General features: G+C 59.1%; 1 pseudogene. It reads left to right on the top strand.

Going from position 1 to position 798, the window contains the following annotated elements:
* Nucleotides 1-798 (top strand): annotated as a pseudogene (locus U5798_RS36880) (IS3 family transposase); the annotation flags it as partial.

The following is a 798-nucleotide window of genomic DNA, read 5'->3' as shown; positions in this document are numbered from 1 at the left end:
AAAGGGCACGTGAAGTACAGCGCACAGTTCAAGCTGGAGGCGCTGGAACGCATGCAGCGGGAGAATCTATCCCGCACGCACATGCAAGCGCTGCTGGACATTCGTGATGCAGGAGCCATCGCCCGTTGGGAACGCCAGTATCATGAGGGTGGTTTCGCCGCCCTCCTACTACGTCCGAAGGGACGCCGCCCCAAGATGTCGACTTCGCCGCTTCCCGAACCTGCGCCGCCAGAATCCGAACCGGATACTCGCACCCGAGAGCAATTGCTCAAGGAAGTTGAGTACCTGCGCGCGGAGGTAGCCTACCTAAAAAAACTCGATGCCTTGATTCGGGCGGAGCAACGTCAGACACGACGCGCAAAGCGCAAGTAGTGCTCGAATTGAGGCAGCACCATCCCCTGTCGATCCTACTGAACGTGGCGGGATTGGCGCGTAGTACCTTTTACTATCAGCAAAAGATGCTTCTGGCCGGGGATCGCTACGCCGCACTCAAGCAGCGCATCCGGACGATCTATGAATGTCACCGGGGCCGTTATGGCTACCGGCGCATCACGGCGGTCATCCGGCAAGCGGGGACACCGGTCAACCACAAGCTGGTCCGGCGCCTGATGCTTCAACTCGGCTTGAAGTCGCTGGTGCGAGCGAAGAAGTACCGTTCCTGGCGGGGAATGGTGGGTTGTGTCGCGCCGAACTTGCTCAACCGGCAGTTCAAGGCGGAACGCCTCAACCAGAAATGGGTGACCGACGTCACGGAATTCAACGTGAAAGGCCAGAAGCTTTACCTGTCACCGGTGATGG

This window comes from Burkholderia sp. BCC1972 (genome assembly GCF_905339605.1).
In the GTDB taxonomy this organism is placed as follows: domain Bacteria; phylum Pseudomonadota; class Gammaproteobacteria; order Burkholderiales; family Burkholderiaceae; genus Burkholderia.
The sequence above is the reverse complement of the archived record's forward strand: the minus strand, read 5'-3'. Positions and strand labels throughout refer to the sequence as shown.